The organism is Acidisoma sp. L85, assembly GCF_009765865.1.
Lineage (GTDB): Bacteria > Pseudomonadota > Alphaproteobacteria > Acetobacterales > Acetobacteraceae > Acidisoma.
In genome coordinates, this window is sequence record NZ_LMUQ01000061.1 from 261,510 (window position 1) to 276,062 (window position 14,553).

Genomic DNA, 14,553 nt, shown 5'->3' on the forward strand with positions numbered 1-14,553 from the left:
GCCGTCAACCCAGCTGCAGGCTCGGCTCTCGCTCCAGAGACATTCCCTTCGCCATGCGCTTGATCATGAGCGTCGTGCTGGTGTTTGGCACGTAGTCGATGAGTTCGACACGTCCGCCATAAGCCTCCACCACCTCGCGCCCGACAACCTGATCGGGCCGGTAGTCACCGCCTTTGAAGAGGACGTTCGGACGCAGCGCGGCAATGAGTTCCAGCGGCGTGTCATTGTCGAAGACGGTCACCGCGTCCACCGCCTCCAGCGCCGCGGCGACGGTGACGCGCGCGGTCTCATCCTGCACCGGCCGGTCCGGTCCTTTCAGGCGCCGCACCGAGGCGTCGCTGTTGAGGGCGAGCACAAGCCGGTCGACGCGATTGCGGCAGGCGGCGAGATTGAAGATATGGCCGGGATGCAAAAGGTCGAAACAGCCATTGGTGAAACCGACCGATAGCCCTTCGGCCTGCCAGGACCGTACTTGCGCGGCCAGCAGCCCCGCCTCGCGGTAGATCTTGGGCGACACCCGATGCTCATAACGATGCAGCAGGAGATCCGCGAGTTCGTCGCCTTCGGGAAAGGCAGTCCCTTTTTTTGCGACCGCGACGCCCGCTGCGCCGTTCGCGATCCGCAGGGCCTCGGGCAGAGCGGCGCCCGCCGCCATGGCCACCGCCATCGCGGCGACCAGCGTGTCCCCCGCACCGGAAACGTCAACCACGCGGCGCGCAAAGCTGGGATAGCGCGCCGCCGTGCGGCCATTCACCACAAGCTGCACGCCGGCCTGGCTGCGCTTGACCGCGATTGCCGAAACGCCGCTGGCGGCACTTATCTCGCCGGCGGCGCACTCGACCTCGGCATCATCTTGCGCGACGGCGCGGCCGAGCAACAGCGCGACTTCCGCGAGATTCGGGGCGATGACCGTGGCGCCGCGATAGCGCTCGAAGTCTCGCCCTTTGGGATCGACGATGACCGGTATGCCGAGCGAGGCCGCCGCTTCGACCACAGCGCGGATCACCTCCGGCTGCAGGACGCCCTTGGCATAGTCTGACAACACGACGGCGTCACAGCCGGGCACCGCGCCCGCCGCCCGATCGATGAGTTCCGCCAGAACCGCCCCCTCGGCGGGACCGGCGATCTCCCAATCCAGCCGCAGCAGATGCGTGTTGTATTGCGGATTGACCAGCCGGATCTTGAGCGTGGTTGTGCGCGCGGGGTCGGCCACGAGTTCCGGGTGGATACCGTCGAACAGCGCCAGTTCGGCGGCCAGATCGCGCGCCGTGATATCGGTGCCGACCAAGCCCACCAGCCGGCATTCAGCGCCCAGGGCCACCACATTGCGTGCGACGTTCGCCGCACCGCCCAGCATCTGCTCCTGCCGCTCAGCGGCCAGGATGAGGGACGGCGCTTCTGGGGACACCCGGTCCGTGCGGCCATAGACGAAACGGTCCAGCATGAGGTCGCCGACCACGAGGACACACTTCCCCGGCATCGCCAGGAGAATATCTGCGATCGGTTTGCTCATGACGGGCGGTGCCTCCTGCGGCGAAGCAGCCGGAGGTTGCGTCCTTCCGGCTTCGCCAGAGGGTAGCGCCGCAGTCTGAACATTAAATGAAGACGAAGCGGAACGATCCGCGTTCATAACAGTCTCTTCGTCGGTGGGACGGCAGCCGTTAATGCCGCGCCTATTGCCCGGGATTGGCCTTTGCCGCTGGGCCGGGAGTCGCGGCACTGTTGATGAGGGGCTTCGGCGCGGCGTCGTCCAGATCCGCCGCCGAGACCATCACCACGAGGTCGCGCGGGTCAACGAGGTTGAGCATGCTGCGCGCTTGCCCGTCCAGCGCATCGAGATCAAGCCCCCGGTCGCGCATGCCGTTCAGGCGGGCCTGCCACTGTGCCTCCTCGGCATTGGCATGGTCGAGCTGCAGCTGGGCGACCTGGATATCGATCTTATCCTGCTGCTGGGCCACCAAGCCGCGATCGCCACGCGTGGCGTTCCAACCGAAATAGCCGGCCAGCAGAAGGAAGATGAGGGGCGGCAGGGCGGCGCGGAGGCGACGCTTAAACGCCACGGCCATCGACATCGGATACAGCTCCGGCGCGAGATGCGCTGCCGCTCTTCATGCCTTCTTCGCCGTGCCCGACGCAAGCGCGTTCGCGGAACAGCGAGCACTTGCCCGCAGCAAGTATCAGCCGCCCGCGTCAGAAGCCGGCATGAACGATGTCGATCTCCACTCGGCGCGCTTCCTGTGGCGTGAACTGGTAGGTGGTGGCGCCGCGCGACATGGTGACGACGCGGTCACCCGATATCCCATCCGCGACCAGTTGAGCCTCGACCGCCGCCGCTCGGTTGCGGGCCAGATCCATATTGGCCGCCACGTCCCCGACGGTGCTGGCGAATCCGATGACATTGACCTTGGCGTTCGGATCCGCCTGCGCGGCGGCAGCGGCGGAGCTCGCCGCCTTCAGCCCGGCCGCATCGAGCGTGGCAGACCAGGGGCTGAAGAAGACCAGGAATTTCGGAATCGCGTGATGATACTGCTGGGCGGCGTAGTCGGTCGGACTATTGGAATAGCCGCAGCCCGACAGGCCGGTCAGCATAAGGGCAAGCAGCGCGGCGCGGCGGGGCATGTCTTCACTCCAAGAGTCTTCGTTGAGGGCATTCCGGCCTGAGCGCCAGCCACACGTCAAGCGTCAAGCCGCCGCGGCAATCGCCTTACCACCGGAAAGGCGCCAAATCCGGTCTAACTTCTCGACACCGAGAAGTCGATGCGCGATGAGAATAAACGTTCGCCCCCGGCCCAGCGCGTTCAGCGTGGTCAGAAACGCCTGCTCGGTTTCCAGATCGAGGCCCGAGCCGGGCTCATCGAGAATGACGATCATCGCTGGCGACAGCAGCACCCGGGCGAGCGCCAGCCGCCTGCCCTGCCCGCCTGAGAAACGCAGCCCGCCCTCGCCTACCCAGCTATCGAGCCGGTCAGGCAGAAGCCGCACCATGTCGCCGATCTGCGCCGCGTCCAAGGCCGCCCAGAGGGCCGATTCGTCGGCGTCGGGACGGGCCAGCAGGAGATTCGCGCGAATCGTATCGTCGAACAGATGCGTGTTCTGGGACAGCAGCGCGATACGGGAGCGCAGATCCGTGGCCCTCAGTCCTGCGATATCGGCCCCGCCGAGGAGGATCCGCCCCTCCTCCGGCACCGCCAGACGCAAGGCAAGCGCCGCCAGAGTCGATTTGCCGGCGCCCGAGGGGCCGAGAATCGCGACGCGCGTGCCTGGCGCGATATCCATGGTCAGGCCGTCGAGCACAGCCGCCCGGCGCTCCTGCCAACGGAAGTGGACGCCCTCGAAGCGCAGCCCGGTTTCGCGCGGCAGCGGCGCCGGCTCCGGCGGATCGGGCGCGATCAGCGGTTCGGCCACGGCGCCCAGGACGCGCCGCGCGCTAGCGATGGCATAGCCCGCCAAGGCGCCAGCGCGCGGCAGACCGCCGATCGCCTCGAAAGCCGCGATGGTCAGGAAGGCTGCACCCACCGCGGCAGCGGGCGGTGCGCCGGCGCCGAGCAGGACTGCCAGGGTGGCGGCCTGAGCGCAGAGGAAGGAGCCGGCCTGGGCGAGCCGCGCATAACCGGCGACCTGGCGCTGCGCAGCGAGCAGATTCGCTTCCCGGGCCTGCACGGCTGCGAGCATACGCCCCTCGGCACCGAAGACCCGCACTTCGCGGAGACCGGACACGGCGTCCAGCACACTGACCCGGAGCGCCGAGATCGCCTCAGCGAGGCGCTGACCCGCGGCGGCGGTGGCGCGTGCCGCCAGCCAGGGCAGCAGGAAAGCAGCGGCCGCGAAGAGCACGCCGACGATGAGGGCGAGCCACGCATCCTGGGCACCGAGCACGAGCAACAGCAACAGGAGGGTCAACAGCGCGCCCACGACCGGGACGAGAATGCGGGAATAGAGACCGTCCAGCGCCTCGACGTCGCTCACCAGCCGGGACAGGACATCGCCGCTGCGGCGGAACCCGAGGCCTCCAGCCGCGCCGGCGGCAAGGTTGCGGAAGAACCACAGCCGCAGGTCGGCAAGCGCTCGAAAAGTTGCCTCATGCGTGATGATGCGTTCGAGATAACGCAGCACCACCCGCGCGACACCCGTCAGACGCAGCAGGATCGGCGCCGCCAGGACGCCGAGCGTGACGGCCGCCGCGGTCATCCGTCCCGCCAGCGCCATCAAGGCGAGTCCCGCGGCGAGGGCGAGCAGCGACAGCACGAGGCCGGCCGCCATCCAACCGAACCGGCCGCGCCACAAGGCAAAGATGCGGAGGATTTCGGTCATGCGACGCCGCTCCGCTCGCCCTGCTGAAGCCGTCCAGCCACGATATTGAGCCTGCGGCCACTAAGGAGATGCGCCTGAGCGGAGTGGCTCACCATGATCACCGTGCGCCCGAGTGCCAGACGGTTAAGGCTGTCGAGCACCTCGGCCTCGGTCGCCGGGTCGAGATGGGCCGTCGGTTCGTCGAGTAGCAGTAGCGGCGCGTTCTTGAGGAAGGCGCGGGCGATGGCGACCCGCTGGGCCTGACCGCCCGAAAGGCCGTAGCCACCCTCACCGATCAAGGTGTCCAGGCCATCCGGCAGGTCGGCGACAAAGCTCTCGACATGGGCGAGGCGGATTGCTTCATCGAGTTCCTCGGCGCTGGCCTCCGGCCGGGCGAAGCGGATGTTTTCGCGGATTGAGGTGGCGAAGAGCACCGGGCGTTGACCGATCCAGGCGGTCAGCCGCGCCAGCGCCTGCGGAACGATGCTGGAAATCTCGATGCCGTTGAGCAGCACCTTGCCCGAGTCGGGCCGCACGAAGCCGAGCAGGATTTCGATCACCGTGGACTTCCCGGCGCCCGATGGGCCGGCCAGGATCAGCGTGCCGCCAGCCGGCAGCCGGAATGTGACGCCGTCGAGCGCCTTGCCGCGCGCCTTGTCCCAACTCAGGTGGACGTCCTCGAAAGCGATGCTGATGCCATGGGCCGCGACGGTCTGTGGTGCGGTCGCGGGCGGCTCGATGCCCCTTTCGGCTCCGTCTTGTGTTGTTGGGGGCAGCGCCACCACCGCCTCGGCCGCCGCGAGACCGCTCATGCGATCCTGATAGGCAAGCGCGAAGGCACGAAGCGGGGCAAAGAATTCCGGGACGAGGAGGAGCAGGAACAAGGCGCGGGCGATGCCCGGCGCGTCTCCTGGGGTGAGCAGGCTGCGTCCCTGTTCGATCGCAATCGCCACAAGAGCGACGGCGGCGGCGCAGTCGAGCGCGGCGGAGGAGAGAAAGGCGACCCGCAGCACGCGCATCGTGCGCCGGCGCAGGTCGTCAGCTGCGAGCTTCAGCGCCTCGGCCTCCGATTCGGCGCGGCCGGCGAGGACTATTGTGCCGATGCCGCGCATACGGTCCACGAAGCGCGTCTGAAGCCGCGTCATCGCCTGCATCTGGGATCGCGAAGCCGCCGCCGCGCCGATGCCCGCGGCCGCCATGCCGACTGGTACGAAGAGCCCGCACAGAGCGAGGATCAGAGCGGACAACGGGTCCGCGATCAAAGTGGCGAGGAGCACGAGAACGGGGCCTGCGATGGCAAGCGTTGCCGCTGGAATCCAGCGTGCGAAGAGGCCGTCGAGCGCCTCGATCTTATCGACGACGATGCTGCTCAGCGTAGCGCTATGCTCGTGCCTCAATAGGCTTGGGCCGATGGACAGCAGCCGGCCCAGAATCTCGCTGCGAAGCCGCCGCCGTCCCGCCGCACCCGCCGTGAAGGCCGCACTGTCGGCGAGCACTGAGAGCGCGGCGCGGGCGAGTGCCAGCAAGCCGAACAACAGACCGAGCGTGATGAGTGGCGTGCCAGAGGGCTTGATGAGTCCGCGCAACAGGAACGCGGCGACGCCCGCCTGGATGATCGCGAGAAGAATACCGAACAGACCGAGCAGGATAGCTCCGGCGGCCGCACGGCGGCCGAGGCTGCCCTGCTGCTTCAGCCAGGTGGTCGCCGCTTTCTTCGTCACATCCATCGGAGGCGGACATAGCGCGCCCCGAGGCGGCTGCGAAGCGCCTCAGCGGTGCCAGTTGCGCGACACTCGGTCCCGCCGTGTGGGATGACGGCTCACGCCGGAGCGCTAAGCTTGAACGCGAGGCGCATTTAGCGCGTCTCGCGTTCATAAGTGCCGCCCCGGCAGATCGTCAGGCAGGTTCCTGGACGTGGGCCTCCAGGAACCACAGCGACTTGTCGAGGTCGCGGGAAAAGGCGGTGAAGATATCGGCCGTGTCGGCGTCACCCGCCTCATCCGTGTCGTCGATCGCCTTGCGGACGGAATTGGCGACCGCCGCATAGTGCTCGATCAGCGCCGCCAAGTGATCCTCGATCTTGTAGATGTTCGTCGGATAGGGCTTGAGGCTGGAATCGTTGGCCGCCTGGCTGGTGCCGATCGCGGTGCCGCCGAGCTGCACCACCCGCTCGGCAATGATGTCGACATGCTCGTCGATCGTGTCGCGGAACCCGTCCAGCATCTCGTGGATCATGATGAAGCGCGGGCCCTTGAGGTTCCAATGGGCCTGCTTGGTAATGAGCGCGAGGTCGATCGAGTCCGCCAAACGCTCGTTGAGGATCGCGATCGCCACCTTCTTCGCGTTGCTGTCGAGATTGTTGCGCGTCTTGTGCGGCTTGGTCGCGGCGTCAGCCATGCTTCGCTCCTGCTTGTTTTGGAGCCTATGCAGGTAAGCTGCCCTCTGCAGCCGTCAATCCGTCAGGGTCAGGAGGCTCGGTCGACCGTGTATGCCGCGACGTCGATGAGGGCTTGGCGCATCTCGGAATGGGGGAAGATATCGAGCGCATCCTGCGCGCTGCGGACGAAACGAGCGGCGCGGCCGAGGGTGGCGGCGATCGCGTCATGGCGCGCAAGCAGCTCCATCGCGCGCGGCAGATCCGCCTCGGTCTGTTCGCCCACCTCCAAGGTGCGTGACCAGAAAGCCCGTTCCTCAGTATTGCCGGCGGCGTAGGCGATCAGGATCGGCAAGGTGATCTTGCCTTCGCGGAAATCATCGCCGACCGTCTTGCCGAGAACCCGCTCATCGGCCGCGTAGTCGAGGGCGTCATCGACAAGCTGGAAGGCAATGCCAAGGTCCATGCCGTAAGTCGCGAGAGCATTCTCCTCCGCCGGCGGCCGGCCGGCGACCACCGCGCCGACCTCGCAGGCGGCAGCAAACAGGGCCGCGGTCTTGCCACGAACGACCTCCAGGTAGCGTTCCTCGGTCGTCGCCAGGTCATGCTGCGTGACAAGCTGCAACACCTCGCCTTCGGCAATGGTCGCAGCGGCATGGGAGAGGATTTGAAGGACGGAGAGCGAGCCGTCCTCGATCATGAGCTGGAAGGCGCGCGTGAACAGGAAATCGCCGACGAGGACGGGGGCCTTGTTGCCGAAGACGGCATTGGCGGAGGCCAGGCCACGGCGCAGCCGGCTTTCATCCACCACATCGTCATGCAGCAAGGTCGCGGTATGGATGAATTCGACACAGGCCGCGAGATTCACATGCCGCTGTCCGCCCTGGTAGCCGCATAGCCGGGCCGCCGCGAGTGTGAGCAAAGGGCGCAGCCGCTTGCCGCCCGCGGCCACGATATGCGCCGCCAGCTGCGGTATGAGCGCGACGGGACTATCCATCCGGGCGACGATCGCGCGGTTGCAGGCTTCCATATCCTCATGGAGGCTCGCCAGCAGAGTCGCGAGCGCGTCCGGCCCTTCGGCAAGGGCGGGTTCGCGGGAAGACGATGCGGTGGCCAGAACGCCCAAGCTTGATCCCTTCGTGACGCGCGGCCCAGCGGCAATGCGCGCTCCTGCGATCGCTAGCGGGATCGCATAATTCGCGCCGGACCGCTACCGCCCCACAGGCGAACGCGCAACACTTGGCCATGCACGGGAGACCGGTGCAGAGCCGCGTTTAGGAGCATACGGGATTTGGAGGCAAGCCAAGGCCATCTGCTCGGCGGCGCGGTCCGCTACGATCAGCCGCGACAAGGCTATCGCACCGGGATCGAGCCGGTGCTGATGGCGGCCGCGGTCCAGGCTCAGCCGGGTCAGGCGGTGCTGGAGGGCGGCACGGGTGCGGGTGCCGGGCTGCTGTGCCTCGCGCACCGTGTTTCGGGACTGGTCGGTTGGGGCGTCGAGATCATGCCCGAGATGGCCTCCCTCGCGACGGCCAACCTTGATGCCAACGGCTATGATGGGCTTCGTGTATCCTGCAGCGACATCAGGCGGGAAGAAGAAGAAGAAATATCGCGTCCAGAATGGATTGACGCGCTGTTTGACCATGCCATGGCCAATCCGCCGTGGCACGATGATGCGGGCACCGTGCCCGCTGAACCATTGCGACGGGCCGCGAAAATGGCGCGCAAAGGGGAGTTGGAGGCGTGGATCAGCGCGTTGTCTCGCCGTCTACGCCCGCGCGGCAGCATCACGCTCATCCTGCCTTCCGCCGCGACGCCCGCCGCGCTCGCCGCCCTGACTGCCTCGAATTGCGGGGGCGCACGGTTGTTGCCGCTCTGGCCGCGATCCGGTCAGACTAGCCGCATCGTCATCCTGCAGGCGCGCCTCGACGATCGCAGCGAGTTCCGGCTGCTCCCCGGCCTCGTCCTCCACCGCGACGGTGACTCTCGCTACACCGAAGCGGCTGAGGCGATCCTGCGCGGGGGCGCAGGGCTGGCCCTCGACTAGAAGCGGTTGGTCGGATGTCGCAGGTGCCAGAGTCGCTCATGCGCGGCGACCAAGGTCTCCATGGAGCGGCGCCGATTGGCCTCTACCTGGCGCGGGCGCCGCGTTAGCATTGTTTCAAGAACCTGGAGGAGCTGTTGCGCCACCTCAAACTCCTGCTGGTCGCAGGCTTGGTGGAAAGCGATCAGAACCTTGTCGGTCAGCCGGCGAGTATAACGCGGGGCTTCGCCCCGAACCCCAATTTGAACCAGCTCCTGAAGATCTTCCGTCACGGGCTTTCCAAGACCTCTCGCTGAAAATTTTAGGCCGATTCCCGTCTGGGGCGGCGGATCCACGATATACGAGGCTCAAATTAACTAGGTAACTAAAAACACGTCCGTTGAGACGTTGGTCATAAATGATCTTCTAGATGCTGGATCCATCCCTGCCAAGGGTTTTGCGCCAGGCCTGAGCGAGAACCGTCGGGGACAGACCGGGCGGGAACACTCCAGCGAGACGGCCCTTTTCGTCCATCAGATAGATAAAGGCGGAGTGATTGACGGCATAGGGTGCCCCGGAGGTCGCGGCGGGCACTTTCTGGACATAGACGCGATACGCGGAAACCACCCGATCAACCGCCTCCTGGCTTCCTGTGAGACCGATGAGCCTTGGGCTAAAGAGGGCGACATACCGGGCCAGTGCTTCTCGTGTATCGCGGGCCGGATCGACCGTGATGAAGATCGGCACGACCTTGTCGCCCGCCTTGCCCATCTGCTGCAACGCGGCGACGATGCGTTGCAAATCAGTCGGGCAGACATCCGGGCAGAAGGTATAGCCGAAGTAGACCAGCATCCATTTGCCATGGAAGCTCTTGTCGGTGACAGCAGCCCCGGTTGAGGCATTCGTCAGCGAGAAGGGTCCGCCGATCGGCACCCCCGCGAGGGCGGAATCCCCCGTGGTGGGCGAGACGAAGCCGGCATCCTGTTCCAGTCGTGTTGCCCAGCCGCCAAAGACCAGCGCACCGAAGGCGCCGATCAGTACAAGACCGAGCAGGCCAACACCGAACCAGCGCAACGCCCGGATCAGCTGATCGCCTGCGCCCTTCGGCCCCCCCCCGGGTAGCTCGTCGCCCTTATCCGCCACGAATAATCCTCAACCAAATTCTTAGGAATTATACGCGACATGGAGCCAACCGTATGCGGAGCTTTCCTCATGGCTGTACGTGAGATCCTGGGCTTCCCGCATTCAGGCCTCCGGGCGGTGGCGGAGCGTGTCAACTCATTCGACGCCGAGCTTCGCTCGCTCGCGAATGACCTGCTTGAGACGATGCGCGCGGCGCCCGGCATCGGCATAACGGCGCTGCATATCGGCGTTCCGCGCCGCCTAGCTGTTATCGAACTGCCCAGCAAGACGGCCTGCTTCTACGTCAATCCCCAGATCGACTGGGTTTCCGCCGAGTTGGTCCGCTACCCGAAAGCAGCGTTTCAATGCCTGGCGTCACGGATGACGTCGAGCGTCCTTCCCGCATTCGGCTGCGCTACCGGAATCTGGCTGGCCGCGGCGAGGTGGCTGAAGCCACAGGGCTTTTGGCGGTCTGCCTGCAGCACGAAATCGACCAACTCGACGGCATTTTCTGGCTCTACAGACTGTCCCGGCTGAGGCGAGACCGGCTGATCAAGCGCTTCGGGAAGCTGCGTCGTGCATTATGAGTTCTAGGGAAACGCCGCCGCATAGATCTCGGGCTTGAACCCTATGATCAGTTGGCCGCCACCTTCCAGAACGGGGCGCTTGATCACGGAAGGCTGGGCCAGCATCAGAGCGACCGCCTTCGTCTCGTCGAGGTCCGCCTTGTCCGTGTCGGGAAGCTTGCGGAAGGTCGTGCCGGCTCGGTTGAGCAGCCTGTCCCATCCGGCCTCACGAGCCCAGCCCTCCAGCTTGCGCCGCTCCACGCCTTGCAGCTTATAATCGTGGAATGTGTAGGCGACGTCGTGGCCTTCGAGCCAGGCGCGCGCCTTTTTCATCGTGTCGCAATTCTTGATGCCGTAAATCTTGACCGGCTTGGCCATCAGTCTTTGACCCCTGCCCTACCATGTTGCCCGTCGCAAAAGCGCGATTCCGACGAGTTCTCAGTGCGCGATACTACCAGTCCTCGACGGGCACGAGCGGGTGGATTTTGAACTGGTCCCGTGCGGTTCGGACAAATGTCGTGAGACTGGCTGAGGCTATTCGCCGCGCCGGATAGACGGCGCTCACCGGTATCGGCGGCGGCGCGAAGCTTTGGAGGATCCGGATCAGGCGACGGGCCATCACGGACTCCTGGACCTGATAGGAAAGCGCACGCGTGATCCCCATACCGGCCTCCGCGGCCGCGATTGCGGTATCGGCGTTGTTTACGGCCAGGCGGGGCTTTACCCGCACGAGTGCCTCGCCAGCGCTGAAGCGCCATTCATTGGTGGCATTGACGTTCTCGAAAGCAATGATGTCGTGGTCGGCAAGTTTCGCCGGGGAAAGCGGAATGCCATGTTGCTCCAAATAGGCGGGGCTGGCGACCAGGACGCGGCTGACGACACCAAGCCTCACCGCGATCAGATTGCTATCGGCAAGCTCGCCGATACGAACCGCGACATCGATGCCTTCTTCCACGAGATGGAGGTTGCGATCGGACAAAGTGAGCCTAATCGACAAAGCCTGGTGCTGGCGCAAGAGGCGGTCGATGACTCGCAGCACATGGAGGCGACCGAAGACAATCGGAGCCGTGACTTTCAATTCGCCCCGAGGTTCTGCGTTCTCGCCGCGAACTCTTCGCTCGGCGTCGTCGATATCGGCCAAAATCTGCTGGCAGCTTTCCAGGTAGATCCTGCCGCGTTCGGTGACACCGACCGATCGGGTCGTCCGGCTCAGCAGCGTCAGGCCGAGCTCATCCTCGAGCTGCGCGATCGACCGCGTGACGACCGAGGGCGATAGCCGCTTCTGCCGCGCCGCCTCCGCGAAGCTTCCGAGCGTTGCGACGGCGACGAAGATCCGCATGGCGCCAAGGCGGTCCATCGGCTATTGCTGCATTGGCAATAATGTCTTGTCAATCAGGCCTATTATCGCGCCTCGCGCATGATCCCACTTGACTGAAGAGTTGGGGCGTCGCCTGAACAAGCACTCGCCCGCGGAATGTGGAGTGACCGAATGCCCTATGGGTTCCTCGATATGGTCTCGACACCAAGCGTCCGCGCCGCCCAGGCGGCGAATGGCAGCCTGGGAATGTGGGAGCAATTTAGCGGCGACCGCGCATCCGATCGATTCACGGAGAGCGAAACAGCCTTCATCGGCGAGCGGGACAGCTTCTACATGGCGACGGTTACGGAGAATGGCTGGCCCTATGTGCAGCATCGGGGGGGTCCGCGCGGCTTCCTGAAGGTCCTCAACGATAAAACCCTTGGCTTCGCTGATTTTCGCGGCAACCGGCAGTATATTAGTCTTGGCAACGTCGCGGCGGACGACCGGGTCGCGCTGATCCTGGTAGACTATCCGAATCGCGGCCGCCTCAAAATCCTGGCGCATATGGAAACGCGTGATATTCGTGACGAGCCCGCTCTCGCAGAGCGCCTTATCGTTCCGGGCTACAAAGGAAAACCTGAGCGTGCGTTTCTGCTACACCTCGAGACTTTCGACTGGAACTGCCCGCAACACATCACGCCGCGCTTCACCGTGCCTGAAATTGAGAGCGCTTTGTCGCCACTGCATGAAAGGATCGCCGCCCTGGAGTCCGAAAACCAGATACTTCGGGCACAAGTTGCCGGCGCCGCCTGATTGAGCTTGGAGCGCAGATCATGAACCGCACAATACACGAGTATCTGATATTCGAAACCGCGAGCGGTTTTTGTGGCATCGCTTGGAATAGCGCCGGGATCACGCGGTTCCAGTTGCCGGCTCGAAGCGCTAAAGTGACGGAGGGCAATGTGTTGCGCCGTCTGCAGGGCGCCAAAGCTGGCTCGCCCCCGACGAAGGTGCTTGAGGCGATCGCGGCCGTGCAGCGCTACTTCGAGGGCAAACAGGTCGATTTCGGCGATATCCGGCTCGTGCTGGATGGCCAGGAGGAGTTCTACTCGCGGATCTATGCCGCCGCGCGACAGGTCGGGTGGGGCCATACGACCACCTATGGCACCTTGGCGAAAGAAGTGGGTGCCGGGCCCGAGGCCGCGCGCGACGTTGGCCAGGCCATGGCGAACAATCCGGTGCCCTTGATCATCCCGTGCCACCGTGTTTTGTCCGCCGGCGGCAAGGTCGGTGGCTTTTCGGCACCGGGCGGCTCGGTCGCGAAGATCCGTATGCTGGAACTGGAGGGCATACATCTCGGGCCGCCGCCGCCTGCCCAGCGATCGCTTGGGCTTTGACTAGGAAAAGCGGCCTGGCCGAGCCAGACGTCGTGTAGAGCTTTTTTCCGGTCGAAGTGATTCGGAGGAAAGCTCTAGCTCTTTGTTTTGGCGAGCATCTTATCCGATCGAAGAGCAAGGTCGACCGGATGATGCTTTAGCGATTCGGCCCGAATGACGCCATGAGCGGTTCCACGAAGACCATATGGTCATCGACAGCGACGACCCCGGCAAGGTTTTCCACCGCCACACGAATGGCTCCGCGCAACCGCTGGTCATGGATGACGCCGCTGAGCGTTACCACGCCACCTCGTGTTTGGCAGATGACGGAACTGTCTTCCAAACCGGGAATCCCATGCAGCTGGGCGGCAAGTCTCGCCTCGATGTCCTCGTCACTCGTGCCCGCGAGTGGAAGTTCGGCAAGTCTGCGACCTAGCGCCGCAACGAGATCCGCGCGGCTCAGAACACCCATGAGGCGATCGCCTTGGACCACAGGAACCCGCCGGATACGGTGCTTCTCCATAAGATCCACGACCTCGCTGAGCGGCGTCTCCTCGGTGACGGTGACGACCTGCGCGGTCATGATGTCATCGACGCGGCGGCTATGCGTGCGCACATAATCCGCCGCCCTGTCCCTGGGGCCGATCAGCAAACTCAGGAGGCTGAGATGGCGGTCGCTAGTGCCTGTCTCGACCCTCCGCAACAGGTCGCCCTGCGTCAGGATGCCGACGAGTTTGCCATCGCTTGCGACCACTGGAATGCCGCTTACCCGGTTGACCACCATGATGTCGATGGCGGCGTCAATCGACGCAAGTGATCCTATCGTCAGAACGCGCCGCGTCATGATATCGCCGGCTTTCATCGGCCCAGCTCCCTTTCATCATCCGGTCGTCTTGGCAACGAGAAAACCTGGTAGAAGGAGGATGCCTGTGGCGCCGGATTGGCGGATATCGCGATAGGTTAGGCGAGCAATTATGTCCTGTCGATGTCGCGCCTATGCCGTCAGCGGGCTTTCCCAAAATCACTCACGGCTGGCCGCCAGTTCCGGCATATGGGAGAACAATGGCGTGTCTATTGGGGAGCAATTGCGATGATTGAGGTCGGCCTCGCCGGTGTCTATCAAGATTACATTGCATGCCTCAATGAGCAGAATTGGCCGATGTTGAAACGATTCGTTCATGATGAAGTTCGCCACAATGGTCGAGCCGTCGGAATAGCGGGTTATCGCGAGATGCTGGAGAAGGATTTTCGTGACATTCCAGACCTTTATTTCAATATCCAGCTTTTGATCTCCGATCCCCCGTTTATAGCAAGCCGTTTGCAATTCGACTGCACCCCGAGGGCAAACTTCCTCGGTCTCGCTGTGCACGGAAAGAGAGTCATGTTCACCGAACATGTATTCTATGAGTTCCGGACAGAGAAGATATCGCAGGTTTGGTCGATTGTAGACAGGGCGGCGATCGAAGCTCAGCTTTAGCGCGTTTTTATTGCAGTCGGGTGTT

The 14,553-nt window shown here is 64.4% G+C and carries 17 protein-coding genes and 1 pseudogene; 6 read left to right on the forward strand and 12 right to left on the reverse strand.

What is annotated here, in order from left to right; translation table 11 throughout:
* Nucleotides 1-4: 4 nt before the first annotated feature.
* From GSQ83_RS19595 to GSQ83_RS19625, 7 genes are all read right to left on the reverse strand, one after another.
* A complete protein-coding gene (locus tag GSQ83_RS19595; RefSeq protein ID WP_158804559.1) occupies nucleotides 5-1,513 on the reverse strand; it encodes a PfkB family carbohydrate kinase in 1,509 nt (502 codons plus the stop codon).
* Nucleotides 1,514-1,673: 160 nt separating this feature from the next.
* Nucleotides 1,674-2,072 (reverse strand): septum formation initiator family protein, encoded by a 399-nt coding sequence (locus tag GSQ83_RS19600; protein WP_158804560.1) that lies wholly within the window; start codon nucleotides 2,070-2,072, stop codon nucleotides 1,674-1,676.
* Between the two features lie 118 nt (nucleotides 2,073-2,190).
* Complete coding sequence (locus tag GSQ83_RS19605; RefSeq protein ID WP_158804561.1) at nucleotides 2,191-2,619, reverse strand: OmpA family protein; 429 nt, start codon at nucleotides 2,617-2,619, stop codon at nucleotides 2,191-2,193.
* A gap of 63 nt (nucleotides 2,620-2,682) precedes the next feature.
* Complete coding sequence (cydC, locus tag GSQ83_RS19610; RefSeq protein WP_158804562.1) at nucleotides 2,683-4,311, reverse strand: thiol reductant ABC exporter subunit CydC; 1,629 nt, start codon at nucleotides 4,309-4,311, stop codon at nucleotides 2,683-2,685.
* Nucleotides 4,308-6,017 carry a thiol reductant ABC exporter subunit CydD gene (cydD, locus tag GSQ83_RS19615; RefSeq protein ID WP_158804563.1) on the reverse strand — a complete coding sequence of 570 codons (1,710 nt, stop codon included), beginning with the start codon at nucleotides 6,015-6,017 and terminating at the stop codon, nucleotides 4,308-4,310. Before cydD ends, cydC begins: the two co-directional genes overlap by 4 nt.
* 169 nt (nucleotides 6,018-6,186) lie before the next feature.
* Entirely contained in the window at nucleotides 6,187-6,687 is a 501-nt protein-coding gene (gene dps, locus GSQ83_RS19620; RefSeq protein ID WP_158804564.1) for a DNA starvation/stationary phase protection protein Dps, read from the reverse strand.
* Nucleotides 6,688-6,755: 68 nt separating this feature from the next.
* The gene (locus tag GSQ83_RS19625; RefSeq protein ID WP_158804858.1) at nucleotides 6,756-7,694 is read right to left on the reverse strand and encodes a polyprenyl synthetase family protein; all 939 of its coding nucleotides are present in this window, start codon (nucleotides 7,692-7,694) and stop codon (nucleotides 6,756-6,758) included.
* 261 nt (nucleotides 7,695-7,955) lie between these two features.
* On the opposite strand from GSQ83_RS19625, the gene GSQ83_RS19630 reads away from it, so the two are divergent.
* Nucleotides 7,956-8,711 (forward strand): tRNA1(Val) (adenine(37)-N6)-methyltransferase, encoded by a 756-nt coding sequence (locus GSQ83_RS19630; RefSeq protein ID WP_158804565.1) that lies wholly within the window; start codon nucleotides 7,956-7,958, stop codon nucleotides 8,709-8,711.
* Here GSQ83_RS19630 and GSQ83_RS19635 read toward each other — a convergent pair.
* Nucleotides 8,708-8,980 carry a hypothetical protein gene (locus GSQ83_RS19635; protein WP_158804566.1) on the reverse strand — a complete coding sequence of 91 codons (273 nt, stop codon included), beginning with the start codon at nucleotides 8,978-8,980 and terminating at the stop codon, nucleotides 8,708-8,710. The two genes, GSQ83_RS19630 and GSQ83_RS19635, sit on opposite strands and share 4 nt — an antisense overlap.
* Before the next feature lie 133 nt (nucleotides 8,981-9,113).
* Entirely contained in the window at nucleotides 9,114-9,830 is a 717-nt protein-coding gene (locus GSQ83_RS19640) for an SCO family protein (protein WP_158804567.1), read from the reverse strand.
* A 69-nt stretch (nucleotides 9,831-9,899) separates the two neighbouring features.
* Here GSQ83_RS19640 and GSQ83_RS31420 point away from each other — a divergent pair.
* A pseudogene (locus GSQ83_RS31420) lies at nucleotides 9,900-10,088 on the forward strand (peptide deformylase); the annotation flags it as partial.
* Nucleotides 10,089-10,174: 86 nt separating this feature from the next.
* Nucleotides 10,175-10,396, forward strand: a complete 222-nt coding sequence (locus tag GSQ83_RS31425; RefSeq protein ID WP_371418043.1) for a peptide deformylase — start codon at nucleotides 10,175-10,177, stop codon at nucleotides 10,394-10,396.
* 3 nt (nucleotides 10,397-10,399) lie between these two features.
* Here the strand turns inward: GSQ83_RS31425 and GSQ83_RS19650 are convergent, their stop codons facing one another.
* Complete coding sequence (locus tag GSQ83_RS19650) at nucleotides 10,400-10,753, reverse strand: ArsC family reductase (RefSeq protein WP_158804568.1); 354 nt, start codon at nucleotides 10,751-10,753, stop codon at nucleotides 10,400-10,402.
* A gap of 73 nt (nucleotides 10,754-10,826) precedes the next feature.
* Entirely contained in the window at nucleotides 10,827-11,732 is a 906-nt protein-coding gene (locus GSQ83_RS19655) for a LysR family transcriptional regulator (RefSeq protein WP_158804569.1), read from the reverse strand.
* Nucleotides 11,733-11,864: 132 nt separating this feature from the next.
* On the opposite strand from GSQ83_RS19655, the gene GSQ83_RS19660 reads away from it, so the two are divergent.
* Nucleotides 11,865-12,488 carry a pyridoxamine 5'-phosphate oxidase family protein gene (locus GSQ83_RS19660; RefSeq protein ID WP_158804570.1) on the forward strand — a complete coding sequence of 208 codons (624 nt, stop codon included), beginning with the start codon at nucleotides 11,865-11,867 and terminating at the stop codon, nucleotides 12,486-12,488.
* Nucleotides 12,489-12,508: 20 nt separating this feature from the next.
* The gene (locus GSQ83_RS19665; RefSeq protein WP_158804571.1) at nucleotides 12,509-13,072 is read left to right on the forward strand and encodes a methylated-DNA--[protein]-cysteine S-methyltransferase; all 564 of its coding nucleotides are present in this window, start codon (nucleotides 12,509-12,511) and stop codon (nucleotides 13,070-13,072) included.
* 136 nt (nucleotides 13,073-13,208) lie between these two features.
* On the opposite strand, the gene GSQ83_RS19670 is transcribed toward GSQ83_RS19665, so the two are convergent.
* Nucleotides 13,209-13,913, reverse strand: a complete 705-nt coding sequence (locus tag GSQ83_RS19670; RefSeq protein WP_158804572.1) for a CBS domain-containing protein — start codon at nucleotides 13,911-13,913, stop codon at nucleotides 13,209-13,211.
* Nucleotides 13,914-14,141: 228 nt separating this feature from the next.
* On the opposite strand from GSQ83_RS19670, the gene GSQ83_RS19675 reads away from it, so the two are divergent.
* Entirely contained in the window at nucleotides 14,142-14,528 is a 387-nt protein-coding gene (locus tag GSQ83_RS19675; protein WP_158804573.1) for an ester cyclase, read from the forward strand.
* Nucleotides 14,529-14,553: the final 25 nt, after the last annotated feature.

Coding starts and splice junctions, on each gene's coding strand:
- GSQ83_RS19595 (WP_158804559.1), bottom strand. CDS start 1,513: ATGAGCAAACCGATCGCAGATATTCTCCTGGCGATGCCGGGGAAGTGT.
- GSQ83_RS19600 (WP_158804560.1), bottom strand. CDS start 2,072: ATGTCGATGGCCGTGGCGTTTAAGCGTCGCCTCCGCGCCGCCCTGCCG.
- GSQ83_RS19605 (WP_158804561.1), bottom strand. CDS start 2,619: ATGCCCCGCCGCGCCGCGCTGCTTGCCCTTATGCTGACCGGCCTGTCG.
- cydC (WP_158804562.1), bottom strand. CDS start 4,311: ATGACCGAAATCCTCCGCATCTTTGCCTTGTGGCGCGGCCGGTTCGGT.
- cydD (WP_158804563.1), bottom strand. CDS start 6,017: ATGGATGTGACGAAGAAAGCGGCGACCACCTGGCTGAAGCAGCAGGGC.
- dps (WP_158804564.1), bottom strand. CDS start 6,687: ATGGCTGACGCCGCGACCAAGCCGCACAAGACGCGCAACAATCTCGAC.
- GSQ83_RS19625 (WP_158804858.1), bottom strand. CDS start 7,694: ATGGAAGCCTGCAACCGCGCGATCGTCGCCCGGATGGATAGTCCCGTC.
- GSQ83_RS31425 (WP_371418043.1), top strand. CDS start 10,175: ATGCCTGGCGTCACGGATGACGTCGAGCGTCCTTCCCGCATTCGGCTG.
- GSQ83_RS19650 (WP_158804568.1), bottom strand. CDS start 10,753: ATGGCCAAGCCGGTCAAGATTTACGGCATCAAGAATTGCGACACGATG.
- GSQ83_RS19655 (WP_158804569.1), bottom strand. CDS start 11,732: ATGGACCGCCTTGGCGCCATGCGGATCTTCGTCGCCGTCGCAACGCTC.
- GSQ83_RS19660 (WP_158804570.1), top strand. CDS start 11,865: ATGCCCTATGGGTTCCTCGATATGGTCTCGACACCAAGCGTCCGCGCC.
- GSQ83_RS19665 (WP_158804571.1), top strand. CDS start 12,509: ATGAACCGCACAATACACGAGTATCTGATATTCGAAACCGCGAGCGGT.
- GSQ83_RS19670 (WP_158804572.1), bottom strand. CDS start 13,913: ATGAAAGCCGGCGATATCATGACGCGGCGCGTTCTGACGATAGGATCA.
- GSQ83_RS19675 (WP_158804573.1), top strand. CDS start 14,142: ATGATTGAGGTCGGCCTCGCCGGTGTCTATCAAGATTACATTGCATGC.